The 19015-nt window shown below is 62.7% G+C and carries 15 protein-coding genes and 1 pseudogene; 2 read left to right on the top strand and 14 right to left on the bottom strand.

What is annotated here, in order from left to right; translation table 11 throughout:
- Positions 1 to 6: 6 nt before the first annotated feature.
- From OOZ48_RS03715 to OOZ48_RS03650, 14 genes are all read right to left on the bottom strand, one after another.
- Entirely contained in the window at positions 7 to 711 is a 705-nt protein-coding gene (locus OOZ48_RS03715; RefSeq protein ID WP_269495796.1) for an SDR family oxidoreductase, read from the bottom strand.
- A 32-nt stretch (positions 712 to 743) separates the two neighbouring features.
- Positions 744 to 1805, bottom strand: coding sequence for a DUF72 domain-containing protein (locus OOZ48_RS03710; RefSeq protein WP_269495795.1), 1062 nt, complete (start codon positions 1803 to 1805; stop codon positions 744 to 746).
- A gap of 322 nt (positions 1806 to 2127) precedes the next feature.
- The gene (locus OOZ48_RS03705) at positions 2128 to 2541 is read right to left on the bottom strand and encodes a putative toxin-antitoxin system toxin component, PIN family (protein ID WP_269495793.1); all 414 of its coding nucleotides are present in this window, start codon (positions 2539 to 2541) and stop codon (positions 2128 to 2130) included.
- Positions 2541 to 2759, bottom strand: a complete 219-nt coding sequence (locus OOZ48_RS03700) for an AbrB/MazE/SpoVT family DNA-binding domain-containing protein (protein ID WP_021205410.1) — start codon at positions 2757 to 2759, stop codon at positions 2541 to 2543. The genes OOZ48_RS03705 and OOZ48_RS03700 overlap by 1 nt, the downstream gene beginning before the upstream one ends.
- A gap of 414 nt (positions 2760 to 3173) precedes the next feature.
- Positions 3174 to 4082, bottom strand: a complete 909-nt coding sequence (locus tag OOZ48_RS03695) for a LysR family transcriptional regulator (protein ID WP_003141085.1) — start codon at positions 4080 to 4082, stop codon at positions 3174 to 3176.
- Between the two features lie 234 nt (positions 4083 to 4316).
- Complete coding sequence (locus tag OOZ48_RS03690; protein WP_269495791.1) at positions 4317 to 5471, bottom strand: S1C family serine protease; 1155 nt, start codon at positions 5469 to 5471, stop codon at positions 4317 to 4319.
- Positions 5472 to 5494: 23 nt separating this feature from the next.
- Entirely contained in the window at positions 5495 to 6088 is a 594-nt protein-coding gene (locus tag OOZ48_RS03685; RefSeq protein WP_269495789.1) for a hypothetical protein, read from the bottom strand.
- Between the two features lie 7 nt (positions 6089 to 6095).
- Positions 6096 to 6566 carry a phosphate-starvation-inducible PsiE family protein gene (locus OOZ48_RS03680; protein ID WP_269495787.1) on the bottom strand — a complete coding sequence of 157 codons (471 nt, stop codon included), beginning with the start codon at positions 6564 to 6566 and terminating at the stop codon, positions 6096 to 6098.
- A 185-nt stretch (positions 6567 to 6751) separates the two neighbouring features.
- A complete protein-coding gene (locus OOZ48_RS03675; protein WP_269495786.1) occupies positions 6752 to 9358 on the bottom strand; it encodes an EAL domain-containing protein in 2607 nt (868 codons plus the stop codon).
- Positions 9351 to 11237: an ATP-dependent zinc metalloprotease FtsH gene (gene ftsH / locus OOZ48_RS03670; RefSeq protein ID WP_269495784.1), complete on the bottom strand. Its 1887-nt coding sequence runs from the start codon at positions 11235 to 11237 to the stop codon at positions 9351 to 9353. The genes OOZ48_RS03675 and ftsH overlap by 8 nt, the downstream gene beginning before the upstream one ends.
- Before the next feature lie 27 nt (positions 11238 to 11264).
- Entirely contained in the window at positions 11265 to 12695 is a 1431-nt protein-coding gene (gene cls / locus OOZ48_RS03665; protein ID WP_269495781.1) for a cardiolipin synthase, read from the bottom strand.
- A gap of 17 nt (positions 12696 to 12712) precedes the next feature.
- Positions 12713 to 15562: a heat shock survival AAA family ATPase ClpK gene (gene clpK, locus OOZ48_RS03660; RefSeq protein WP_269495777.1), complete on the bottom strand. Its 2850-nt coding sequence runs from the start codon at positions 15560 to 15562 to the stop codon at positions 12713 to 12715.
- 93 nt (positions 15563 to 15655) lie between these two features.
- Positions 15656 to 16225, bottom strand: a complete 570-nt coding sequence (locus tag OOZ48_RS03655; RefSeq protein WP_269495775.1) for an Hsp20/alpha crystallin family protein — start codon at positions 16223 to 16225, stop codon at positions 15656 to 15658.
- A gap of 35 nt (positions 16226 to 16260) precedes the next feature.
- Complete coding sequence (locus OOZ48_RS03650) at positions 16261 to 16542, bottom strand: helix-turn-helix domain-containing protein (RefSeq protein ID WP_269495773.1); 282 nt, start codon at positions 16540 to 16542, stop codon at positions 16261 to 16263.
- A 311-nt stretch (positions 16543 to 16853) separates the two neighbouring features.
- On the opposite strand from OOZ48_RS03650, the pseudogene OOZ48_RS03645 reads away from it, so the two are divergent.
- Positions 16854 to 17801 (top strand): annotated as a pseudogene (locus tag OOZ48_RS03645) (SbcC/MukB-like Walker B domain-containing protein); the annotation flags it as partial.
- A complete protein-coding gene (locus tag OOZ48_RS03640; protein WP_269495771.1) occupies positions 17798 to 19003 on the top strand; it encodes a DUF3322 domain-containing protein in 1206 nt (401 codons plus the stop codon). The pseudogene OOZ48_RS03645 and the gene OOZ48_RS03640, both read left to right, overlap by 4 nt.
- Positions 19004 to 19015 lie beyond the last annotated feature (12 nt).

Genomic DNA, 19015 nt, shown 5'->3' with positions numbered 1-19015 from the left:
TCAGCATCACACGGCGCGTGTCAGACCGCCGTCGACCCGGATGTTCTGGCCGGTGATGTAGCCCGCGCCGTCCGACAGCAGGAAAGCGACGGTGGCGGCGATTTCCTCGGCCTTGCCGTAGCGACCCATCGGCACGCTCTCGCGCCGTTCGTCCGTCGCGGGCAGGCTGTCGATCCAGCCGGGCAGCACGTTGTTCATGCGGACGTTCCGGGCCGCGTAGGTGTCGGCGAAGATCTTGGTAAAGCTGGCCAGCCCGGCGCGAAACACCGCGGAGGTCGGAAACAGATCGGCGGGCTCGAAGGCCCAGGCCGTGGAGATGTTGACGATGGCTCCGCCGCCTTGCGCCGCCATGATCGGCGCGACCAGCCGGGCCGGGCGTACAGCGCTCAGAAAGTAGACCTCCATGCCCTTGTGCCAGTCCTCGTCGGTGATGTCGAGGATGGGCGCGCGCGGGCCGTGGCCGGCGGAATTGACCAATGCGTCGATGCGCCCCCAGCGCTGCATCGCCAGACCGACGAGGCGGCGCAGATCGTCGTTCGACTGGTTCGATCCGGTGACGCCCACACCCCCGAGCTCATGGGCGAGCGCCTCGCCCTTGCCGGACGAGGACAGCACGGCGACGCGGTAGCCGTCCTGTGCCAATTTGCGGGCGGCGGCGGCACCCATGCCAGAACCGCCGGCGGTGACGAGCGCGACTTTTTCCACAGACATACATAGCTCCAGTAACTTGATGACCGGTGCAATTATCCCAATTCGGCGCCAAAGCTGCCTGCGACTGCGAGCGCGAGCTTCTGGATGGAAAGCGGCGCGCAGCCCTCGGCGTCGTTGCTGACGGTCACATAGGCCGGCTGGCCCGCCCCCGTGATGCCGCGGATGGTGCGCGCCAGCACGGCGCGTGTGTGGGGGTCTTCGCTGAGGATGGCGTCGAACGGACTGTGCTTCTTCTGTGCGTCGGCATAGCCATAGGCGCCAAAGATGCGATTCAGGTTCCATCGGCAGACCAGCGGCCCAGGCCATAGCGCGCGCAGCATGGGCAGTTGCTCCTCGATCGGCGGCATCTTGGCATGCAGGCCCAGGCAGAAGGTGGCGCCATGCGTCTGGAGCATGTCGACCAGCGCCTGGCCCAGGAGCTCCGGATCCCGGACTTCCACGGCGATGATCACGCGCGCGTCTGCGGGCAAGGCTTGCCGGACGGCCGCCAGCATACGGCCCAGTCTATCCAGCAGCGATGCGGAGCGGCTGAGTTCCCCCCACGGCAGAGGGCTCAATTGGAAGACGAGCACGCCAAGCTTGGCGCCCAGCCCTTCGAGCGCCGGCTGGACGAAGCGCTCAACGGCCCCGTTCGGGTCGAGGAACTCGGGGTTGGGCGCACGGACCTTGCCTTCGTCATCACGGATCTGTGCATCGGTGACGGTGGCGGGACATTTGACGACGAAACGGAAGTCATCGCCGACCTGGCCCGCATAAGCGGCATATTGACGTGCAGTCAAGGGACGCCAGAAGCTGCGGTCCACGCACACGGTGCGCAACAGCGGGTGCCGATGGTAGGCCTCGAGGCCGTGCTTCGATAAGGTGCTCGAATCGTAGTCGCCTTCCCAGACCAGGCCCTCCCACCCCGGGTAGGACCATGTGGAGGCGCCAAAACGCAGTTGCGCCGGCAGCCGCTGCGCCAGCCCGCGCCAGTCTTCCACGGCGGTCGCGGAACGCACCTTGGCCGCGCTGCTGGAGGTGGACGCCGACTCCGCAGGTGAGACCGCATCGGCCGCCGTCGATGACACAATGTCCCCGAAAAGATCGCCTTGCATGCAGGTCACATTGACAGTGAAACAGGTTAAAGCGTACTTCAATGCTTCAATGGCCGACGCGATGCATCGACAGCCATTGGGATGATCGCGAGGGCTTCGCCCGTCATGCGCGCAAGCTGCGCGAGCTTGTTGCTTCGGCTCGAAGGCGGACGACCCTGGCGCTACGCTGGGACTCCTCACCCGACCGCTGGGGTCAAACACTCATGAAGCGCCGCGAGGCTGATCAGACTGGGCAACGACTTCCACATGCGTGCGGTGTGCTTCATGGTTGGCTACCTCATGGTCGTTCCACGGCCGCTGGGCAAGGCGGTGCCGGTCTCCTTCATGCCTGCCGCGCCGCGAACGCTTCGGCGGTCATGATCAGGCCGGGAAAGTCCTCTCGCATGGCGAGAATGTCCGCGTCGCCCGTGATCAACGCATCCGCCTTGCCGACATGCGCGAGCACCAGGAACACCTGATCCTTCTCGTCACGGCAGACCGGCAGGTCCGGCCATGGTGCCGGAAGTTCCACCACATCGGCGTAGGGCAGAAAGTCCGCCAGCAACTCCTGCCGTTCCAAGGTCGACAGTTTGAACTTGGGATAGGCCAGGACGCGCAGGAGTTCACTGGCCGTCTCGCGGCAGACCAGCGGCTGCAACCGCTGGTGTTGCCAGGCGTGGCGTATCCAGGCCAGGCGTCCGGCACTGAAGATCAGCGCCGACAGCACGATGTTGGTGCCGAGGACGACCCTGTGCATCACTGCCGTGCCCAGGCCACGGCATCCTCGACGTCCTGTTCGGTGATCCCGAGTTGCTCCAGCTTCTCACGCACGGCCTGCGCCTTCTGGACCCGCACGGGTGTCAGGACGATCCGGCCGCCCTCGACGGTCACGTCGAAGTACTCCGCCGCATCCACGCCGGACACGGCCGCCTTCGGCAGCGTGATCTGATTTTTCGAAGTGAGCTTGGCAAGCATGGGAGGTCTCCGTAAGTTTCAAAGGAAATCTTACTTCCTTGCTTCATTCTCGACAAGCCATGCCTTCGGGTTCAAGGTTTTCAGGGCTTGCTGCGCTTTCAGCGCCGCTTGAAACGGCCTGATCCGGTGAAAACACATTGCTTGTTCCGCCCTGATCCGGGAGCGCACGGGCCCCGCATTGATTGCAGCACACGAAGCCGACTGTGGAGCGCCCTGGAAAGTTGAAGTGGAGCGGGTGATGGGAACATCATCGTGTTCCCAACTCGTTGATTGATAACGAGTTTTCCGCACTCGGCGAACCGAGATGGACATAATTATGGACTGAAAAACCACGCTTGGTCAACGCGCGCTCCGAGCAAGTCCAGTGCGAGCCATGGACAGCCAGCAGTAGCCAATGTACCCGAGCGCTCAACGTCACGAGGCCGGTTCATCTCCCTTTGGCAGGAACTCCTCGCGGGCGCGCTGCAGAAACCGCTTCATGGGCTCAGAGGGTTCGGCGCTGCGGCGCAGCAGGTAGGTGGACAGCATGGGCGGCGTGCCGGCCAAGGGGCGAACGGTTATGTCGGGGCGGTTCAAGGTCTGCACCTGCGAGGCAATGGCGAAACCTAGGCCATAACCGGCACCGACCAGAGTCAGCATCACGCCTAGGCTCGTCACCTGATCTACCAGCTTGAGCGGCTTGGACGCACCTTGAAGCACCGCCTGGATCTGGTGGTGGCAGCCCGATCCCGCGTCCGGATGGCACAGTACCAACGGAAACTTCAAGGCTTCATCCAATGGCACTTCCGCGTGCGCCAACAAGGGGTGGCGCACGGGCACGATCACCGACAGAGGATCGGTCCACACGGGCTCGGCGACAAGGCCTTCGCTCACCGCGTCCGACAGCGCAAAGCCGATGTCCAGCAGATCGTTGTGCAGGCCCTTGAGCTGCTGCGCGAAAGGCAGCTCGAAGACGCGAATCTCCAGTTCGGGCTCTTCCTCGCGGCTGCGCGCCAGCAAGGTGGCAATGTGGGGCTGCGCCAAGCTGTCGCAGATGGCGATGCGCAGATAACCCTGATAGCCCTGCGCCGCCGCCTTTGCGGCACTCACCGCCTGCTCCACGGTGGCCAGCACACGCCGGCACTCACCGAGGAACACTTGACCGGCCCAGGTCAGTCGCGTCTGGTGCGCGCTGCGGTCGAACAACTGCACGCCGAGCGTGGCTTCGAGATTGCGCATTGCGCGCGACACAGGCGATTGTTCTACGCCAAGGCGCTCGGCCGCTCGCGCGAAATGCAGTTCTTCCGCGACCGCAACGAAATAGCGCAGTAGTCTGAGTTCCAATGCGGCCTCCTGTTTGCCTCGTTCCTGGCCTGCGTCCACCTCATGCGGATTGCGCCTCGCTTTCTCCTTCGATGATTGGCAAGAGGTTCCGGCGTTGCATGCTTGCCTATTCGGATAGGCAGATCGCATCCGAAAATTACGGAGGTTGAGGCGGAACGCTACCTGGCCGAAGAGACCTGAGAGCCTCAATCGCCGCGACGCTGCACTACCGCCTGATCCACAGGTTCAGTTCAATCAATTCCCGGGTTGCAGCTCCACACGCACCTCGCGCGATTTGCCGGCCCGTTCCACTGACAAGACCACTACATCGCCGACCTTCCTGTCGTCTAGCCGCGCGAGCAGCTTAGCCACATCGTCCGTCGCCTTGCCATCAACACCGATGATGCGGTCGCCGGGCACGATGCCTTGTGGGGTAATCTCGACCCCAGCGAGCCCGGCTTTGTGCGCTGCCGAGCCGGGGGTGACACGCAGCACGAACACGCCCTTGCTTCCCGTCAGCGCAAGCAGGCGCTGATTGAGCTGTTCGTCCACCTCGATGCCAAGCGCCGGGCGGATGTATTTGCCGGTCTTGATGAGTTGCGGCACTACCCGCATGACGGTGTCCACCGGCACGGCAAAACCGATCCCAGCCGAGGCGCCGGAGGGGCTGTAGATCGCCGTGTTGATGCCGATAAGCCGCCCGGCCGAATCGAGCAGGGGGCCGCCCGAGTTGCCGGGGTTAATGGCGGCGTCGGTCTGAACCAGGTGATCAATGGCCGGGCCGCCCGCTTCTCCCGGTAACGAGCGGTCGAGCGCGGAGACGATGCCGGTGGTGAGCGTCCAGTCCAAGCCAAAGGGGTTGCCGATAGCAAACACCTTCTGTCCCACCTTGAGGTCGGCGCTGGTGCCGACCGGCACGGCAGGCGGGCGTTTGAAGCCGACGCCGATCTTGAGTACGGCGATGTCGTGTGCTGGGCTCGTCCCCACCAGTGCGGCCTGGTAGTCGCGGCCATCGGCGAGTTTGACGGTGGCTTCGGACGCGCCCTGGATAACGTGGAAGTTGGTGACGACGTGGCCGGCGTCGTCCCAGATGAAGCCTGATCCCGTGCCACGAGGCACGGAGAAGACATTGCGCGTCCAGACGTCGCGCACCAGCTGCGCGGTGGTGATGTAGACCACCGAGGCGCGTGATTTTTCGAACAGTTCGATGGTGGCCTGTTCGTCAGCGGCCAGATCGCCACGCGGCGTGACGGTGCGCTCAGCGGCTTGGCGCGGGCTGAACCAGGCTTCGATGGCGGGCAGGAACTGCCAGAACAGCATGAGTGCTGCAACGCACGCAGTGATGACGAGCCAGCGCCGGACGAAATGATCCGGAGCTGGGCGTTGTGGGTAAGGACCGGGGGAAGACATGACGGAGGCTCCTTTCGAGTGATTTAGCGCCAAAGGCCGCTCAGGCCCCGGCGTGGTGGGCACATCGGGGCGAACGACCTTCGCACGAGATAATCCGTTTGGAACGGCAGGGTCTGCGATGGCTGAGGCGCCAACTCCATCAGGCGCGCGATACGATCCTCTGCCGCCGTATGCGTGCGCAACCAAGACGGCTCGGGATTTCCCCAGCCGGGCAGACCATCCGTGAGGGCAATGGAGGCAAGGCGCCTGGAGCCGGTGGCAAAGGCATTGACATTGACGATGCCGCTGGGCACATAGTACGGAACCGGCGTGTTCGGCAACCCGGCGCGCGTTGTAAGCGCTCGCAGCAACGACCAGATTACGGGGGCTTCATTGCTGCGCAAGGGACGGACGCCATACAGGCGCAAGGTCATCGCGGAGGCGACGACAGGTTCGATCAGCAGGGTCAATGCGCATGTTGCCAGTGCCAGCCAAAGGCCATGCTCGCCCAACAGCAGACTGCCAACGGCAGCTGCGATCCCCACCAGGGTCAAAACCAGCGGCACGGTTTGAAAGCGATTGAGCCAGCGGTGCCTCGACCTGGCATCGTGTCGACCGTCTAGACTATAAAGAGCCATGGTCCAATCACTCGCTCTTCCGGTCGTCGCGTTCACGCATGAGCCAATAGGTCAGACCCAAGGCCAGTATCGTCCCCGCCAGGGCGGCCACTTTGGCAGGATCAACGTCGGGGTCAAGGATGATGAACTTGCGGGCCAGTGCCAGGATCGCGATCAGAATGACGGTCTTGACCTGGATGATGCTTTCCTTGCGCAGCGCCACTTTGACGATCGAATGCTTGAATTCCATCGCGATCAGCAGCGTCATGGTGGCACCGAATACCAGCTGGAAAACCTTATGATCCAGTGGATTCAGTGCATCCATGACGAGCAGCGTGAACACCAGCCGAATCAACTGAATCAGCGAAATCACAATCACCATCGACATGACGCCCGACAGCGTGATGGCAACAACCTGCTCGAAGCGCTCGTAAACCGTCATCAACCGCCACTGGGAGCGCATCTTGTCAAGGGCCGTGTGGCCAGATTCTTTATGCATAAGCGTTGCGCTCTCTCTTTCAATGAAACGTTAATGGAACGGGGAGTCCGATAAGACGACTCGATTACACCTGCATCACCGGGGCAATTGCGAAGCCATCCAGCGCATAATGTCCTGCGCGCCTGTGGCGCCGCCGATGGGTGGATCAGCCTCTTGCACGTCAACCCTTTGTCCCATGCATGGCATCAATCCGGCTTCTGGGCTGGCGGCAGCAATCCCAGCAGATCCGCCTGCAAATGTTGCAACTTGTCGATGCCAGCCCTCAATGCCTCGACACGGCCGGCATTTTTCATTTCACTCAGGGTGTGCGCTAACTGCTGGATGCTCTGATGCAGGACATCGACCTGATCATCAGGATCCTTGCCGAAGAACGTAGGGCGACCACTTTGATCCCGCCAGTATTGGAGTGTTTCGGATTGAGGAGGCACTTGGGTCTTGCCTGACAGATAGTCGATCATCTGGGAAATCCAGACCCGGTGGTCGGCGTATGTGAACGGCACGGGCAGCGCGGCGCGACTGTCAGGTTTGAATCCCTTCCAGGATAAGGGTACCTGCCAGGTGTATAGCCATTGCTCGAATTCATGCACCGGCATCGGATGCCCGATGGCATAACCCTGGCCCCACTCGCATCCCAGACGCAGCAGCATTTCACCATGCTTAATGGATTCGACTCCCTCCGCGATGCAGTTCCTGCCAAACGACCTTGCCAGTGCCAGTAGCGCATCCAGGATGGCGATATCGTCCGGATCCTCGAGCATGTCGCGTATGAAACCTTGGTCGATCTTGAGCAGGTACGCGGGCAGGCGCTTCAGATAGGTCAGCGATGAATAGCCGCTGCCGAAATCGTCGAGGGCAAAACGCAATCCCATCCTCTCGCACAGCGCCATCACCTGAGACACTTGAACGAAGTCCTCCACGGCGCTGATTTCGAGGATTTCCAGTTCAAGGTCTTGCGGCTGGGCGCCGGGATGTCGTGACAACATACCCCGTAGATGCATGATGAAGTCCGGTTGCAGCAAGTGCTCGGCACCGATATTCACGCTGATCGGGACATGTAGGCCGGCCTCGCGCCAAATTTCGATCTGGGTCAGCGCAGCCTCGATGGTCCATTTCCCCACGTCAATCCCGAGCGGATGATTCTCAATGAGGGGTAGGAAGGAGGCAGGAGATAACAAGCCACGCGCCGGATGTTGCCAGCGGATCAAGGCTTCGGCGCCCAGCACCTCACCGGTGCGCATGTTGACCTTAGGTTGGAAGTAAAGCAGAAACTGCCCATTGGCAAGTGCATTCTCTATGCTGTCCAATCCTTCGTAACGGGTGCGCAGCGTACGATCCTTCTCCGTATCGAAAACGTGATATCGATTCTTGCCAGCTTGCTTGGCGAAATACATGGCCTGATCTGCCTGCCGCAGTAGTTGGTCGGCGTCGATGTCTTCGACTTGCGGGTAGTAGCTCACACCGATACTCGCGCTCACTTCGCACAGTGCGTCACCAATCGGTACGGGCTGCGCAGCTACCTCGATCAGGCGATCAAGAATCGGTACGCTGATGGAAATATCCGGCAGGTCGACCAGAACAGCGACAAACTCATCACCACCAAGACGGGCCAAGGTATCGCCTTCGCGCAACACTTGCGTCATACGCCTGGACAGGACGGACAGCAATTTGTCGCCGACTGCGTGGCCGTGCTGGTCGTTGACCTTCTTGAATCCATCCAGATCGATGAGGACAACCGCCAGGTGCATGCCACGCCGACGTGTCTGACAAATGGCCTGCTTAAGGCGGTCTCCAAGCAATAGTCGATTGGGCAAGCCGGTGAGCAGGTCGTAATGAGCAACACGTTCAAGCTGTTGTTCCTGGTTCTTTTTCAGCGCCGTGATGTCGGAGAACATGGCTGCGTAATGCTCGATATGGCCCTGCATATCCGGGACAGCACTGATCGTCAGCAGCGCGGCAAACTGGCTGCCGTTCTTGCGTCGGCACCAGAGCTCTCCGTGCCAGTAGTCGTGCTCAAGCAGAGCCTGCCAAACGGTCTGATAGAACTCATCGTCATAGCGATCGGACTCGAGCAGACGGGGTGTCTGGCCCAATACTTCCTCCCGCGCATAACCAGTGATCACGGTAAACGCCCGGTTGACGTTGACAATGTGGGCCTGAGCGTCGGTAACGAGGATGCCCTCTCCTGCGTGCGCAAAAACTTTAGCCGCAAGGCGAAGCTCTTCCGCGGATCTTCTGCGTGAGGTGACATCATGGGTATAGCCGTGCCAGAGGATGCTCCCATCAGGCAGGGCTTCAGGCGACGCCTCGCCTTCGACCCAGATCACCCGACCGTCTGGAAACTGCACCCGGTACTCGTCATGCCAAAGCGCGAGTGACTGCCCCGACGCCTGTAGGGTTTCATGCACACGGTCGCGGTCTTCAGGATGGAGCGCCGCGAACACAGGAGAGGCATCTTCGACAACATCCTCCGGTGCAACCCCGTATATTTCCCGTATCTTCGCGCTGGCATAAGGGAAGTGCGAGCTGCCGTCCGGACGAAGACGGTATTGGTAAAGCATACCGGGAACATGGCTGGCCAACTCTTCTCGCTGTAGGCGCATAGAGTTCAGCGCCTGCTCGATCCTCTTGAGATCGGTGATATCCTCTACCGTCGCTGTGGTCAGCTCGATGGGTTCTCCGGCGAATAGCGGGTACTGGCACCGCCCGCAATTGGGCTGCTCAGCCAGTTTGTTGGCTGGAACACGATTGATGGATTGGCAGTGTGGGCAGACGATATGAAGGCTGTCACTCATGAGGGGCTCCTTGGGACACAGAGGAAGCAATGGCTCCGGCAGTTGGACCACTGTGACATGGGGATTCGAGCTGTAGCCCTTGCGTCAGTTGCCGGATGCTGTATTCATCCAGCGTTTCCCGTGCGAGCAGTTCGCGCGCGCACCGCTCCAGCACTTCTCGGTTAATTTCGAGAATTCGGTATGCACGATCAAACACACCCATCACGATGTCACGGATGGCTTGGTCGATGCGTGTCTGAGTCGATTCGGCTACCCGGCAGCCACCCTGTGCCAGTTCAGGCGCATCAAGAAAACGCGGCCTCTGTGCCTCAAAAGCAACGTACCCCAAGCCCTCATCCATGCCGAAGCGCGTAATCATGTCGCGGGCGATGTCGGTGGCCCGCGCGAGATCGTCTGAAGCCCCTGTGGACAGCTCGCCAAACACGAGCTTCTCAGCCGCGCGCCCTCCCAGGAGCACGGCGATCTTGTGCTCCAGGTCGGCACGTGTCATCAGAAATCGGTCTTCTGTGGGCCGCTGCAGGGTGTAGCCGAGTGCACCGATGCCACGCGGAACGATTGAAATCTTGTGTACCGGATCGGTGCCGGGCAGCGCCAGCGCCACCAGCGCATGCCCCATCTCGTGATAGGCCACGGTTTCCCGCTCCTTCGGATTGAGCACACGGTTCTTCCTTTCCAGGCCGGCCACGATGCGCTCGATGGCGGCGGTGAAGTCTTGCAGTTCCACAGCCTGCGCCTTGCGCCGCGTCGCGTTCAGCGCTGCTTCGTTCACGAGATTGGCCAGATCAGCGCCGGAAAAGCCGGTGGTCAGCGCCGCCACCTGTTCCAGATCTACACCGTGGGCCAGGGTGATCTTCTTGACATGGACCTTCAGGATATCCAGGCGACCTTTCTTGTCGGGCCGGTCCACCAGCACCTGACGGTCGAAGCGACCGGCGCGCAGCAGCGCCTGGTCGAGGATTTCGGGCCGGTTGGTGGCAGCCAGGATGATGAGCCCCACCGAACTGTCGAAGCCGTCCATCTCGGTGAGCAGCTGGTTCAAGGTCTGCTCGCGCTCGTCGTGGCCGCCGATGGGCCCGCCGGCGCCGCGCGCGCGGCCCAGTGCATCGAGTTCGTCGATGAAGATGATGGCCGGCGCCTGCCCGCGGGCCTGCTCGAACAGGTCGCGCACGCGCGCCGCCCCCACGCCGACGAACATCTCGACGAACTCCGAGCCGGAGATGGAGAAGAACGGCACCCCGGCCTCGCCCGCCACGGCCTTGGCCAGCAGGGTCTTGCCCGTGCCGGGCGGGCCCACCAGCAACACACCTTTCGGGATGCGCGCGCCGAGACGACCGTAGTCCTGCGGGTTCTTCAGAAAATCGACGATCTCGACCAGCTCGGCCTTGGCTTCATCCACACCCGCCACATCGGCAAAGGTGACGCCGGTGTTCTTCTCCATGAACACCTTGGCGCGGCTCTTGCCGATGCTCAGGAAGCCGCCCATGCCCTGCTTCTCGGCGAAGCGGCGGAACAGGAAGAACCAGACGCCGAAGAAGGCTACCGCCGGCAGAATCCAGGACAGCACATCACGCAGCCAAGTGCTTTCCACCACCCGCGCGTAGGGCACGTCGTACTTGGACAGCCGCTCGGCGAGATCGGGCTCGACGCGGGTGGCCACGATGGTGGTCTTGCCCCGGCTGTCCGGCGATTTCAGGCGCCCGGTCACCGTGCGGTCCGACACCAGCACCTCGGCGACGCGCCCCTCGGCCAGCGCTTTCTCGAATTCGCTGTAGGGTACAGGCTCGACCGTCTTGGCCGCCTGCCAGTAGTTCTGCAGCGTCAGCAGCAACAGGCCGGCGACGATCCAGTAGCCAATGTTCCATTGATCTTTCTTTTCCATGGGCAATGTTCCTCGCAAGTCGTGTCGCTAGAGAATGGGGGTGAACAGACGGGCCACCCCGTCGCGCAAGCGGATGGCCAGCGGGCGGGCGCGCAACGCCATCGCCGATATCTCGTCCGCCGCATCACGGGCGGTATCAAAAAGGGATGACAGCCGCGTAGACAACGCGGTGTCGTACACCTCCACATTGAACTCGAAGTTCAGGCGCAGGCTGCGTGCATCCCAATTGGCCGAACCCAGGCAGCACCACTTGCCGTCTACCAGCATCAGCTTGCTATGGTCGAACGGGCCAGGCCGTTCGAAGATGCGCACACCGTGCTCCAGCACCTGCCAGTAGTGGGCGCGCGCGGCCCATTGCACCGTGGGATGGTCACCGTTCGCAGGCGTCAGCACGTCGACACGCACGCCGCGCAACGCAGCCGTACTCAGCGCCGCGATCATGGGCTGATCGGGGACGAAATACGGTGTCCAGATGCGCACCGAATGCTTCGCGGCGCTCAAAGCGCCCATGAAGGTCCAGCGCATCCGGTCCAGGGCCTCGTCGGGACCGGCCTCGATGCCGCGCGCCCAAGAGGTTCCTTGCTCATCAGCCGTTACGGGCGGTTCGCCCCAGTAACCCTTGCTGAGCCGCTCGCCCGTGGTATCGCACCAATCATCGGTGAAGCACCGCATCAGATGCGCAATCACCGGCCCGCGCAGACGAAAGTGCAAATCGTGACAGGCCTGGCCCGGCGCATCGGGCCGCCAATACGGACCGAAGATGTTCATGCCGCCGGTGAAACCCGTCTCGCCATCGATCACCAGCAGCTTGCGGTGATTGCGCAGATGCGCGGCATGCAGGCGCGCGGGAATCAATGTCGGGTTGAACGTCGCCGCCGGAACGCCGGCGCGCTGCAAGGCACGGTAGGCGCTGCGGGGCGTCCAGCGGGCATACACGTCGTCGATCAGCACCCGCACTTGCACGCCGCGCTCATGAGCCCGGCGCAGCGCATCGACGAACTGCGCCCCGATGCCTTGGCTGTCGAAGATGTACGAGGCCAAGGCGACGCTGTACCGCGCCGACTCGATGGCGGCGAGCATGGCCGGGTAGGCCTGCTCGCCATCGACAAGCGGCTCGATGCGGTTGCCGCCGGTCAGCGACTGGCCGGTGGCGCGTCCCACCAGGTGGGCCAGACCGGCAAGCGGCGGCGATACAGCCTCGGGCATCGTGGGCGAGAGGTCCTGCCGAACAGCAGGATCTGCCCCCGGGAAGAGCCGCCGCGCCCGCCGCTGGTAACGGTTGACGCCGAACAGCCCATACAGCAGCGAACCGCCCAGCGGCAACAAGGCGATCAGCAGTACCCACAGCGTGGCCGATCGAGGGTCACGCTTGTAGATGACCGCGTGCCCCGCTGTGGGGATAGCGACCGCCAGCGACACGAGGGTGGCTGCCCATGTCAGCCCATTGGGGTCGGACACGACAGCCTCCTCATGACTCAAGATTCGCCGCCCGCTGACTTCTTCTTGCGCGCAGACTTGCTCGCGTCGCTAGGCGGCGTCTCGGCCGCGTTCGCGGCATCGGGCTTCTCAGGCTCGGCCGGCTTCGCGGGTGGCTCCTGGCGCTCGAAGACCACCCGTTCGGCCTTGTCGTCCCAGCGGGCGCTGGCGTGATCGGCCTTGCCGATACCGCCACCCAGCATCTCGCGCGCCAGAGCAGTTTCCAGTTCGCTGCGGATCAGCCGCTTGAGCTCACGCGCGCCGAACTCGGGCTTGTAGCCTTCCTCCGCGAAGTGATCGATCAAGGTCTGATCGAAGGTCAGCGTCACGCCCTGGCTGGCGGCGTTGCGGGCCACACGATCGAGCTGCAGGCCGACGATATGGCGGATCTCCTCCTTGCCCAGCGCATGGAAGACGATGATCTCGTCGATGCGGTTGAGGAACTCGGGGCGGAAGTGTCCGCGCAGCACGTCCATCACCTCGGACTTGGTCTTCTCGTATTCCTCGCCGGTGGCGCCACGGGCCTTCAGCCGACGCTGGATGATGTCCGAGCCCAAGTTCGAGGTGGCGATGATGATGGTATTGGTGAAATCCACCACTCGGCCCTTGCCGTCGGTGAGCCGCCCGTCGTCGAACACCTGCAGCAGGATGTTGTAGACGTCGGGGTGAGCCTTCTCGATCTCGTCCAGCAGCAACACGCTGTAGGGCTTGCGACGCACCTTCTCGGTGAGCTGGCCGCCCTCGTCATAGCCCACATAACCCGGAGGCGCGCCCACCAGGCGTGCCACGGTATGGCGTTCCCCGTACTCGGACATGTCGATGCGCAGCAGCGCACCTTCATCGCCATAGATGGACTCGGCCAGCGCCTTGGCGAGCTCGGTCTTGCCCACGCCGGTCGGCCCGAGGAACAGAAAAGTCGCCACCGGCTTGCTGCCTTCGCGCAGGCCCGCGCGCGACAACCGCACGGCATCGGCCACCGCGCGCACCGCTTCGTCCTGGCCCACCAAGCGCTCGTGCAGCCGCTGCTCCAGATGCAGCAGCTTCTCGCGTTCTTCCACTGTCAGCTCGTTGACCGGAATGCCGGTCAGGCGCGAGACGATCTGCGCGACATGCTCGGCCTTGACTTCGGCGCTGCCCGAGGCGCGCTCGCGTTCCCATTCCTCGACGAGCTTCTTGAGTTCAGTCTCCTTGGCCTCGATGCGCTTGCCCAGCTCGGCGGCCTTGTCGTAGTGCTTGCGCGAGGCCACATAGTCCTGCTCACGCCGCAGCTGGTGCAGTTCGGACTCCAGCTCTTGCACCGCCACCGGGCGGGCCGTGGCCGACAGCTTCACGCGTGCGGCCGCCTGGTCGAGCAGGTCGATGGCCTTGTCAGGCAAAAAGCGCGCGGTGATGTAGCGGTCCGACAACTCGGCGGCGGCGATGATCGCATCCTCGGTGATGCTGACCTTGTGGTGCGCCTCGAAGGTGTCGCGCAGGCCGCGCAGGATCATCATGGTCTGCGCTACCGTCGGCTCGGGCACCATCACCGGCTGGAAGCGACGCTCCAGCGCGGCGTCCTTCTCGATGTACTTCTGATACTCGTTGAGCGTGGTGGCGCCGATCAGGTTCAGTTCGCCGCGCGCCATCATCGGCTTGAACACGTTGGCCACGTCCAGCCCGCCTTCGCCGCCACCCTGGCCTGCACCGACGATGGTGTGCACCTCGTCGATGAAGAGAATCAGCTCGCCCTGGTGCTCGGTCACTTCCTTGAGCACCTTCTGCACGCGCTCCTCGAACTCGCCGCGGTACTTGGCGCCTGCCACCATGGCGTTGATGTTGAGTTCGACCAGACGCTTGTCGCGCAGCGTCTCGGGCACTTCGCCGGCGACCATCCGCTGCGCCAGTCCTTCGGCAATGGCGGTCTTGCCGACGCCGGGCTCACCGATCAACACCGGGTTGTTTTTCTTGCGCCGGGCCAGCACCTCGATGGTGGTCTCGATCTCCTGCGCACGGCCGATGACTGGATCGAGTTTGCCCTCGCGCGCCATCTTGGTGAGGTCGCGCGAGTATTTATCCAGCTCGGGCGTGTTGGTCGGCGTCTCGGCGCGGCCATCCTCGGCCCCTTTGCCGACCACCTTGCTTACCTGCTGGCGCAGCGCTTGCGGCGTGAGGCCGTAACGGCGCAGCAGGTTGGCCGCCAAACCTTCGCCTTCCTCGGCGAGCCCGATCAGGAAATGCTCCGGCCCGACATAAGAGTGGCCGAGTTCGTTGGAGGCCACGAAAGCACGGCTGAGCGCGTCCTTGACCCGGGGCGACACGCCGATCTCGCCCTCGAACGGCTTGTCGCCGCGCTTGGCTTCGGATTCGATCTGTCGCTTGAGGTCATCGACCTTGATCTTGAACTGCCCCAGGATGGTCTTGACCACGTCGCTGTCGGATAGCGCCAGCAGCAGGTGTTCGGTATCGACTTCGGCGCGCCCGAACTCTGCAGCGTGTCGGGCGGCCTCCTGCAATAGGGCCTCGGACTGTTCGCTGATACGGCTGGCGAGCCCACTGCCGCGACGGCGCGCGGTGCCCGTACCGGCCGGGGCGGGTTCGCCGAACGAGGCATCGACGACCTCGTCGGTATCGGCCGCCATGGACGGTGCGTCGTCACCGATGCGGAAGAAGTCGCTGCCAAGGAAGTCTTCGAACAGCCCGCTGCGCGAGCCGAACAAGGCTTCCAGCGGCGAGACGGTGCGCTTTTGCTGGCGCACCAGTTGGCGATAGTGATCGTCACACAACAGCATGGTGCTGTGGCGACCATTGAGATTGGCTTCCACCCGCACCGTGGCGGGCTGGCCGCAGACTTGGCATTGTTTTCTGGCCATGCTGATGCTCCTGTAAAGATTGATCTGACGAGGCACCGCCGATCACGGTGCCTCATCTCTTTGTGGTTTTTGAGAAAAACGCGCTGCCCCGCGTCAGCCGTTGATCGGGATTGAGCGCCCCTGCTTGGGCGTACTGGCCTCGCGCTTTTCCATCGTGATCGTGAGCACGCCGCTCTTGAAAGCGGCCTTGATCGTGTCCTGGTTGGCATCGGCCGGCAGGTTCAGAGCGCGCTGAAAGCTGCCGTAGGAGCGCTCCACCCGGTGGAAACCGCCGTCTTTCGTTTCCTGCTCCTGACGCTTTTCACCGCGCACCAGCAGCACGTCGTTGTCGAGCGTGATCTGGATGTCTTTTTCCTCGACGCCGGGTACTTCCAGGGCGATCTTGTACTGCTTGTCGGTCTCCTGGATGTCCAGCGCCGGCTTCAGCATGCCCGGCCAGTCCGACGGCCAGCGTGGCATGGCCAGCGTCGGGAAACCGAAGCCTCGAAACGCGTCGTCGAACAGGCGGTCGATCTCGCGATGCAATTGCAGGATGGGACTGACGGGCCCACCCGCCACCGGCAGGTCATTGCGCTGCACCGGCAGCGAGGCAGTGCTCTGTTGTTCTTCCTGCTCCTTCTTGAACCAGTTCCAGGGAGCCAATTTCTTGAAATCAATGTCCATGTCACACCTCCAGAAGAAAAATTGAAGACTCTCGCTCACTCCGTTTGCCTGCGGCGACGGACAGCGCGCCCAGACGACACGGAGTGTTCCGCTGACTTTGGCTGCTCATCTGTGCGTATCACCTCCTTCTTTCTGCCTGCTTGGATCTGATCATTGATCCATCGATCGATTTCACTTTGACGAAACCGCCACGTCCCGCCGACCTTGAAGGCCGGAATCTCCCCGGGCGAGGCGAGCCGGTAAAGCGTCCGCTTGCCGACTTTCAAGTAGGCAGCCAACTCGTCGAGTGTGAAGATCGCCTGCTGGCGCGCTGTCATACCACCCCCACAAGTTCCGTCGTCACGCGGCCTCGCCTGAGGAAATTCTTGCAAGACTTTGCAAGATATTGCGCCTAACATGCCGAAAGTCAAGAGTCAACATCCAGCGATCTGCTGGCCGATTGATGTGACTCAATCGTAAGCAGCCAGGAAACAAATGTTGGCTGCCACCGCGATGGTGCTCCCCAAGTCATCAATCTGCAGCCATGTGAAAGGGGAAGTCCATGAACGAGATTGCCCGAGTCGGGGTGGATCTGGCCAAGCGGGTTATCTAGGTGCATGCGGTGGATGCGCGCGTGGTGGTTGCCAAGGCGCTGACCGAACGCATCATCAACGCCATGCGCGGCTTCAAGGAGGCCTTCAAGGCCGAGACCGCCGAGATCGACGTCAGCCTGGCCGCGCTGCCCGAATTCGAGCGCTTGATGAGCGATTTGCAGCGCGACGACCTGCCGCGCTTCGAAGCGCGTTTCAAGGAACTGCTCAACGTCAACACCATCAACGAGATCGCCAACTTCAATGCCCAGCTCGCGCGCGAGCGGGAAACGATCAAGGAACGGGTCGATGTCATCAACCAATCCTTGCAGGTGATCGACTACAACCCCGGACGCTACATCCGGTTGCTGGCGCAACCCAGCCCCGATGCGGAGATCCGCGACTTCCTTCAGGACCTGCGTGCCTGCACCGAAGACGCGCTGAGCGGCTCGGTAGACGAACAGTATTCCGAAGCCAAGTTCCTTCAGGTCAAGGCCATCATCGACCGCTTCCGGGGGCGTGAGGGACTGACCGAGATCGACCGGCGCTGGATGCAGAAGGTGACCGACGTGCGCAACGGCTTCCTGTTTTCCGCCAGCGAGCGCCGGCGCGAGGACGATACCGAACACGAACACTACTCCGACTCCGGCGGCAAATCCGGCGGGCAGAAGGAGAAGCTGGCCTATACCGTGCTGGCCGCCAGCCTGGCCTACCAGTTCGGCCTGGAATGGGGGGCGGTGCGCTCGCGCTCATTCCGTTTTGTCGTGATCGACGAAGCCTTCGGGCGCGGCTCGGATGAATCGGCCCAGTATGGGCTGGAACTGTTCCGCCAGCTCAACCTGCAACTGCTGATCATTACGCCGCTGCAGAAGATCCACATCATCGAGCCGTATGTTTCCAGCGTCGGCTTCGTGCACAACGAAGGCGGCCGTGAGTCGCGGCTGCGCAGCCTGAGCATTGAGGAATACCGGGCACAGAAGGCTGCCGCCACGGGAGGCGCTGCATGACATGGAGCCAGCCCGCCGACCTTCGTGCGCAGGTCGAACGGCTGTGGCAGCGCGGCGAGTTGCTGCGTGCCGTGGTCGGCGACGGCACGCTGCGCTGGCCATTGCGGCTGTCGCTGAAGTCACCGTCCGCCGTCGATCTCAGCAACCGTTTCGATGCCGTGCGCGGCTGGGTGCGCGACATCAGCGCCATGCCACGCGTGCGCATTGAATGGCGCGAATGGACGCACCGGGTGCAGGGCCGGCAGCGCCTGCCGGACACGCTCTGGATCGATACGCTGGAAGACACACTGGCGATGATCGGCAAGACCGGAGATGCCCACCGGTTCCAGGCGCTCTGGCAGCAAACTGCCGAAGCGCAACCCGCACTGCTGCCGTGGCTGCACAGATCACCGTTGCAGACCTTGGCACTGGCCGAACACTGGCCGCGCCTGCTGGCCGTAGTGGCCTGGGTGCAAACCCATCCGCGCCCCGGCGTCTATCTTCGGCAGGTCGACGCGCCGGGCGTGGACAGCAAGTTCATCGAGGCGCATCGCGCAACATTAGGCCAATGGCTGGACCTGGCCTTGCCCGCCGAAGCCATCGGCCACGATGCCACCGGAGTCGCAGGATTCGCCCGTCGCTACGGCTTTCGCGACAAGCCCGTTCGCATCCGCCTGCGCTTGCTCGATGCGCAGCTGCCCCAGCTTCCGGGCTGCACGGGACTGACCGACATCACCCTGGATGCGGACAGCTTCGCCACGCTCGCCCTGCCTGCGCAGCGTGTCTTCATCACCGAAAACGAGGTGAACTTCCTGGCTTTCCCGCCGGTATCCAGTGCCATCGTCGTGTTCGGTGCCGGCTATGGCTGGGGGGCGCTTGCCCGAGCAGACTGGCTGCATCGCGCCTCTCTGCACTATTGGGGAGATATCGACACCCATGGCTTTGCCATTCTGGACAGCCTGCGCAAGTATTTCCCGCTAGCCGCTTCGTTCCTCATGGACCGCTCCACCCTGATGGCCCACGAACTTCAATGGGGTGAGGAGCCCCTCGACAAACGCCATACGTTGCCCTTGTCCCGACTGGTCGATGAGGAAGCCGCTCTCTACGACGACTTGCGTAATGATCGAATCCGGCCACAACTGCGGCTGGAGCAGGAACGCATCGGCTATCGCTGGCTATGCGCGGCGTTGATCAAAAAAGTCCAGGACGATTCTCTGCCGTAGCGGCATTTCCTG

It is taken from the genome of Castellaniella sp. S9 (assembly GCF_027257175.1).
Lineage (GTDB): Bacteria > Pseudomonadota > Gammaproteobacteria > Burkholderiales > Burkholderiaceae_B > Castellaniella.
The sequence above is the reverse complement of the archived record's forward strand: the minus strand, read 5'-3'. Positions and strand labels throughout refer to the sequence as shown.